The sequence below is a fragment of the Micromonospora sp. M51 genome, assembly GCF_018070305.1.
In the GTDB taxonomy this organism is placed as follows: Bacteria; Actinomycetota; Actinomycetes; order Mycobacteriales; family Micromonosporaceae; genus Micromonospora; species Micromonospora parva.
This window is the reverse complement of sequence record NZ_JAGPXZ010000358.1, coordinates 1-6,092: the sequence shown is the minus strand read 5'-3', so window position 1 is coordinate 6,092 and position 6,092 is coordinate 1. Positions and strand designations below refer to the sequence as shown.

7 protein-coding genes and 1 pseudogene are annotated in these 6,092 nt (G+C 70.2%); 2 read left to right on the top strand and 6 right to left on the bottom strand.

The annotated features are described in order from the left end of the window. A partial coding sequence (locus tag KBX53_RS19200; RefSeq protein WP_210860788.1) for a DegT/DnrJ/EryC1/StrS aminotransferase family protein occupies window positions 1–486 on the bottom strand: 486 nt, incomplete at its 3' end. A gap of 18 nt (window positions 487–504) precedes the next feature. Then, complete coding sequence (locus tag KBX53_RS19195) at window positions 505–1,038, bottom strand: acyltransferase (protein WP_030332890.1); 534 nt, start codon at window positions 1,036–1,038, stop codon at window positions 505–507. Window positions 1,039–1,197: 159 nt separating this feature from the next. Between KBX53_RS19195 and KBX53_RS19190 the strand changes: the two genes are divergently transcribed. Next, complete coding sequence (locus KBX53_RS19190) at window positions 1,198–1,560, top strand: GtrA family protein (RefSeq protein WP_167337305.1); 363 nt, start codon at window positions 1,198–1,200, stop codon at window positions 1,558–1,560. 83 nt (window positions 1,561–1,643) lie between these two features. Here the strand turns inward: KBX53_RS19190 and arc are convergent, their stop codons facing one another. Continuing rightward, window positions 1,644–3,428 carry a proteasome ATPase gene (gene arc / locus KBX53_RS19185; RefSeq protein ID WP_030332887.1) on the bottom strand — a complete coding sequence of 595 codons (1,785 nt, stop codon included), beginning with the start codon at window positions 3,426–3,428 and terminating at the stop codon, window positions 1,644–1,646. 178 nt (window positions 3,429–3,606) lie between these two features. Between arc and KBX53_RS19180 the strand changes: the two genes are divergently transcribed. Further along, a complete protein-coding gene (locus KBX53_RS19180) occupies window positions 3,607–3,900 on the top strand; it encodes a ferredoxin (RefSeq protein ID WP_210860794.1) in 294 nt (97 codons plus the stop codon). Window positions 3,901–3,948: 48 nt separating this feature from the next. Here KBX53_RS19180 and KBX53_RS19175 read toward each other — a convergent pair whose 3' ends face one another. The 3 genes and pseudogenes from KBX53_RS19175 to KBX53_RS19165 all read right to left on the bottom strand — a co-directional run. After that, on the bottom strand, window positions 3,949–4,521 hold the full coding sequence (locus KBX53_RS19175; protein ID WP_030332883.1) for a hypothetical protein: 573 nt from the start codon (window positions 4,519–4,521) through the stop codon (window positions 3,949–3,951). A 46-nt stretch (window positions 4,522–4,567) separates the two neighbouring features. After that, window positions 4,568–5,521, bottom strand: coding sequence for a tRNA (adenine-N1)-methyltransferase (locus tag KBX53_RS19170; protein ID WP_210860790.1), 954 nt, complete (start codon window positions 5,519–5,521; stop codon window positions 4,568–4,570). Window positions 5,522–5,565: 44 nt separating this feature from the next. Beyond that, window positions 5,566–6,092: pseudogene (locus KBX53_RS19165) on the bottom strand (peptidase M50); the annotation flags it as partial.

The following is a 6,092-nucleotide window of genomic DNA, read 5'->3' as shown; positions in this document are numbered from 1 at the left end:
GTCACCGACGCGGGCGCCGTGCGCCTGGGCGGCGTCCTCGACGATCGCGAGCCCGGCGGTGTCGGCGATCGCGGTGAGGGCCGTCATGTCGGCGGGCAGCCCGTAGAGGTGCACCGGCAGGATGGCCTTGGTCCGTTCGTTGACCAGCGCCTTGACCGATTCCGGGTCGATGGTGAAGTCGTCGCGGATGTCGGCGAAGCGGACCGTCGCGCCGGACTCGAGGATCGCGTTCAGGGTCGCCGCGAAGCTGAAGGGGGTGGTGATCACCTCGTCGCCGGGCTGCAGACCGAGCGCTTCGAGAGCGGCGACCAGGGCGACGGTGCCGTTGCTGACGGCCACGGCGTGCGGCACACCGCACAGCTCCGCGAAGGACCGCTCCAGCTCGGCGACCATCGGGCCCTGCGCCAGCCTGCCGGAGCGCAGAACCGACAGGACCGCGGCCTCTTCCTCGGGGCCGATGACCACCGACGTGATGGGAATAGACATGAGGGGTCTCCTGTGAGTTCAGCGCTCTTCGAGTACGCCGGCGGGCAGCTGCTCGTCGCCGCGGGCGACCACCTCGCCGTTGCGGTTGACCCAGCCGAGGTGCCGGGCCGGGTTGCCGGCCACGAGTTGGTGCGGCTGCACGTCCCGGGTGACGACGGCGCCCGCGGCCACCAGGGCGTACTCCCCGATCTCGGTGCCGCAGACGATCGTGGCGTTGGCGCCGATGGAGGCCCCCGTGCGGACCAGTGTCGGCGTGACCTTCCAGTCCGGGTTCTGCGCCCGCGGGTTGAGGTCGTTGGTGAAGACAGCGCTCGGGCCGACGAACACCTCGTCCTCGAGCGTGACACCGTGATAGACCGAGACGTTGTTCTGCACCTTGACGCGGTCACCGATGGTGACTCCCGCGTCGACGAACACGTTGCGTCCGATGGTGCAGCCGGCACCGATGCGAGCGGTCGACCGGACGTGCGTCAGATGCCAGATCCGAGTCCCGGCTCCGACCTCGGCCCCGGCCTCCACCTCGGCTGTCGGGTGGATGGAGACACTCGGCATGTCGGTCACTGCACACCTTCGGGGGGTCTCGGGGCGATCGCGGGACGGGGAGACGATAGCGTGCTCCACCGTGACGACACATGGCGGGTCCGCATCCGAGGGTCAGCGATGAGGGCGGCGGCCTCGGCGACGATCGCAGGCCTGACACGCCGCAGCGAGGTGCGTTTTCTGATCGTCGGCGGGCTCAGCGCGATCACCGACACCAGTGCGCTCTACCTGTTCCACGGGGTGCTGGGGGTGTGGCTTCCGTTCGCCACGGTGCTCGCCTTCGCCGTGGCGTTCGTGGTCAACTTCGGGCTGAACCGGGCCTGGTCGTTCGGCTCGACCGGCGACGTCGGCGGTCAGGCGTGGCGATACCTGCTGCTGGTGCTGGTCAATCTGGCCCTCACTGTCGCCCTCGTGCAGGGGCTGACCTGGGCCGGTCTGCCGTACCTGGTCGCGAAGGTGCTCACCACCGGCGGCCTGGCGGTGCTGAACCTCTTCGTCTCCCGCAGGTGGATCTTCACCGACGGTCAGCGCTGACGCGCCGGGCGGTCCGCCGCCGGGGTGCGCAACGGCAACCGGGGCGACGCGTTTCGACGCGTCGCCCCGGTTGAACGCTGGTGCTACAGGTACTGGCCGGTGTTGCTGGCGGTCTCGATGGACCGGCCGGCCTCGGCGCCCTTGCCGCCGGAGACGAGCGTGCGGATGTAGACGATCCGCTCGCCCTTCTTGCCGGAGATGCGCGCCCAGTCGTCGGGGTTGGTGGTGTTGGGGAGATCCTCGTTCTCGCGGAACTCGTCGACGCAGGCGTCGAGCAGGTGCTGCAGGCGCAGCCCCTTGCGGCCCGAGGTGAGGAACTCCTTGATGGCCATCTTCTTGCTCCGGTCGACGATGTTCTGGATCATCGCGCCGGAGTTGAAGTCCTTGAAGTAGAGGACTTCCTTGTCACCGTTGGCGTAGGTGACCTCGAGGAAGCGGTTCTCCTCGGTCTCGGAGTACATCCGCAGCACCACGGCGTCGATCATCGCCGCGACGGTGGCCTGGGGGTCGGTGCCGTGTTCGGCCAGGTCGTCCGGGTGCAGGGGCAGCCCGGAGAGGATGTACTTGGAGAAGATGTCCTTGGCCGCCTCGGCGTCCGGTCGCTCGATCTTGATCTTGACGTCGAGTCGACCGGGGCGCAGGATCGCCGGGTCGATCATGTCTTCCCGGTTGGAGGCGCCGATGACGATGACGTTCTCCAGGCCCTCCACGCCGTCGATCTCGCTGAGCAACTGCGGGACGATGGTGTTCTCCACGTCGGAGGAGACACCGGAGCCACGGGTCCGGAAGATCGAGTCCATCTCGTCGAAGAACACGATCACCGGCGTGCCCTCGCCGGCCTTCTCCCGGGCCCGCTGGAAGATCAGCCGGATGTGCCGCTCGGTCTCGCCGACGTACTTGTTGAGCAGCTCGGGACCCTTGATGTTGAGGAAGAAGCTGGTGTGCTTCTCCTTGCCCTGACGCTCAGCGATCTTCTTGGCGAGCGAGTTGGCCACCGCCTTGGCGATGAGCGTCTTGCCGCAGCCCGGCGGCCCGTAGAGCAGGATGCCCTTGGGCGGGCGGAGCTGGTGCTCACGGAACAGGTCCGCGTGCAGGAACGGCAACTCCACCGCGTCGCGGATCTGCTCGATCTGCGACTGGAGGCCACCGATGTCGCCGTAGTCGACGTCGGGCACCTCCTCCAGGACCAGCTCCTCGACCTCGCTCTTCGGGATCCGCTCGTACGCGTACGCCGAGCGGGGCTCGATCATGAGCGAGTCGCCGGCCCGGATCGCCGAGCCGATGAGCGTCTCGGCGAGGTGCACGATGCGCTCCTCGTCGGAGTGGGAGACCACCAGCGCCCGGTCACCCGGCCCGCCGTTCGGTCCCTCCAGGATCTCCTTGAGCATCACCACCTCGCCGACCCGCTCGTAGCCGAACGCGTCGACGATGTTGAGCGCGTCGTTGAGCAGGACCTCCTGGCCGCGCCGCAGGTCACCCACGTCGAGCGAGGGCGAGACCGCGACCCGTAGTTTCCGGCCGCCGGTGAAGACGTCCACCGTGCCGTCCTCGTGCTTGGCCAGGAAGACGCCGTAACCGCTCGGCGGTTGCGCGAGCCGGTCGATCTCCTCCTTGAGCGTCACGATCTGCGTGCGAGCCTCCTTGAGGGTGCTCACCAGCCGGTCGTTGTTCTCGGTCAGCCGCGCCAACTGCGCCTGGGTGGCCGCCAGCCGCTCTTCGAGCTGCCGGACGTGTCGGGGGCTTTCGGTCAACTTGCGCCGCACCAGGGCGAGTTCCTCTTGCAGGAACGCGACCTGCGTGGAGAGATCGTGGGCTTCCTTCTCCCACCGTGCGGCGCGCGAGTCCGCGTCGTCGCTACGTGCTGCCACGTCCCACCTCCCCGGGGGGCTTGAACGTTCTGCCCTAACACTAGCCGCTATGAGGCCGATTCGGTCCCACGCAACACCCTCGTCACCGAACCTTGATCGCCAAGGGTGGCCTGGCGGGCCGTTACCGGCGTTCGGGTACCGTCGGAGCGTGGGACGGGAGAACATGGGGGGTGCACCGGTGGCCGAGGTCGCGACCGACGAGTTGCAGGTCTGGGTTGACCAGGATCTCTGCACCGGCGACGGGCTCTGCGTGCAGTACGCGCCGGAGGTTTTCGAGTTCGACATCGACGGCCTGGCCTACGTCAAGGGCGTCAACGGTGAGCTGCGGATGGCGCCGGGCAGCCGGGTCGACGTTCCCGCGCACCTGCGACTCGAGGTGATCGACTCGGCGAAGGAGTGTCCGGGCGACTGCATCCACGTGGTGCGCGGCGACGGCGTCGAGGTCGCCGGCCCGGAGGCCGAGGACGACTGACCCACCGGCCGGGCCGCGCGGCCCGGCCGGGTCCAGAAGGGGTACGCCTCAGAGCATCGGCCGGCCGACCACCGAGGCGACCAACCGCGCGAACTCCTCCAACCGGGCGATCTGCCCGGCCCCGCCGTCGTCGAGGGTCTTACCGAACCGCAGCGCGTCGTGCCGGGGTGTGCCGGCCATCTCCTCGCTCGGCGGCGCCTCGTCCAACGAGGTGAGCAGCAGGTAGACGTCGATGCTGTCGACCCGGATCTCGCCGCTGTCGGAGCGGTTGAGCCGTCGCCGGCAGCCCACCTCGGTGACGGTGGAGACCGGCACCACCCGCAGCGACGAGGTCATCGAGCCGGGTGGGCCCTCCTCCGGCGGCACGTCCTCGCCGTGCCAGAGGATGAGCCGGCTGCCGTCACAGACGACGACCTCCTGCCACACCCCGTTGACCTCGTTGACGAAACGTTCCAGGGTGAAGCCGAGCACCGACGCGCCGCGCAGCACGCCACCGAGCGCCTCCAGGGCGACGTCCGGGTCCCGCAGGTAGGCCCGCGCCGCGGACTCCAGGTCCTGGTAGGGCGACCAGTCGGGAAAGACCGCGGGGAGGTCTCCACCGCCGTAGCCCGGTCGGCTCATGCCAGCGTCTCCCCCTGCTCGGCGCTGCCGACACCCCGCTCGATGGTCACGGCCTGTCCATCTCCCCCGTACCGTTGGCCTGAGCGCCCGCGGCCTGGGCGGCGGCGGCCTGTCGGGCCGCCTCCGCCTCGCGCAGGTCCTGGCGGCGCTGCGCGTACGCCTCGGTGCCCTTGCTGGGTTTGCGGCGACGCGGCGGCGCGGTGACCCCCGGGGCCAGCTTGCGCGCGGACACCAGGAAGGCGGTGTGCGCGATCATCCGGTGGTCGGGGCGGACGGCGAGGCCCTCGGCGTGCCAGTCGCGCACCAGGGACTCCCAGGCCCGTGGCTCGGTCCAGCCGCCGCGCTCGCGCAACGCCTCCACCAGCTCGGAGAGCTGCGGTGTGGTGGCGACGTAGCCGATGAACACCCCGCCGGGCACCAGCGCCCGCTCGACCATGTCGAGGGTCTCCCAGGGGGTCAGCATGTCCAGGATGATCCGGTCGAAGCCGGTCTCCTGGCACTGCGCGACGTCGCCGACGTGCAGGTTCCACGAGGGGTGCGGCCCGTTGAAGAACGCCTCGACGTTGCGCTTGGCGATCTGGGCGAAGTCGTCGCGCAGCTCGAACGAGTGCAGCTCGCCCTCGGTGCCGACGGCGCGCAGCAGGGAGCAGCTCAGCGCGCCGGAGCCGGCGCCGGCCTCCAGCACCTTCGCACCGGGGAAGATGTCACCCATCGCGACGATCTGCGCCGAGTCCTTCGGGTAGATCACCTGGGCGCCGCGCGGCATGGACAGCACGTAGTCCGACAGGAGCGGCCGCAGGGCCAGGAACGCGGTGCCGCCACCGGAGGTGGTCACCACGCTGCCGTCGGAGAGCCCGATCAGCGCGTCGTGCGCCAGGATGCCGCGGTGGGTGTGGAACTCCTTGCCGGGCTCCAGCGTCACGGTGTGCATCCGCCCCTTGGGGTCGGTCAGCTGGACCCGGTCGCCGGGCCGGAACGGCCCGCGGTGCACGGGTGTCAGCGCCGGGGTGGCGGCGTCGGCGGCGACGGTGGAGGGAGTTGCGGTCACGGTGTCATCTTCCGGTTGGGTTCGAGGAGCTGTGCCAGGTCCCCGATGTGCAGAATGCCGACGACATCTTCGCCTGACGTCACCACGTACTGCGCGCCCGGGTGGGTCTGTACGGCCTCCATCACCCGCTCGCCGTCCCACCCGAGCGACAACGTGGGAAGTGTGCCCAGCGACCGGGCGACGGCGTCCACCGCCAGCCACGGTCGGCGCTCGACCGGCACCGCGTGTGCGGCGGTCGGGTCGACCAGCGCCACCGGTCGACCGGTCGAGTCGGTGACCAGCAGCGCGGCGTTCGGCTGCCCGCTCTCGGCGCGCCTGCGCTCGGCCTCGGCCAGCGGTGTGCCGGTGGCCACCAGCCAGACCGGGCGGGCCAGCCGGGCGAGGTCGATCAGCGGGAACCGGCGGCTGACCCGGGCGGCCCGGATCGACTGCCCGGCGCCGCGCCAGAGGGTGACGGCGACCAGCAGCATCAGCGGCAGCGCCAGCGGCGCCAGCCGCCGCTCGACGGTGAGCAGCAGCACCA

What these genes read in the sequence shown, in the direction of transcription:
- KBX53_RS19195 (WP_030332890.1), bottom strand. Translation starts at nt 1,038, where the DNA reads ATGCCGAGTGTCTCCATCCACCCGACAGCCGAGGTGGAGGCCGGGGCC.
- KBX53_RS19175 (WP_030332883.1), bottom strand. Translation starts at nt 4,521, where the DNA reads ATGAGCCGACCGGGCTACGGCGGTGGAGACCTCCCCGCGGTCTTTCCC.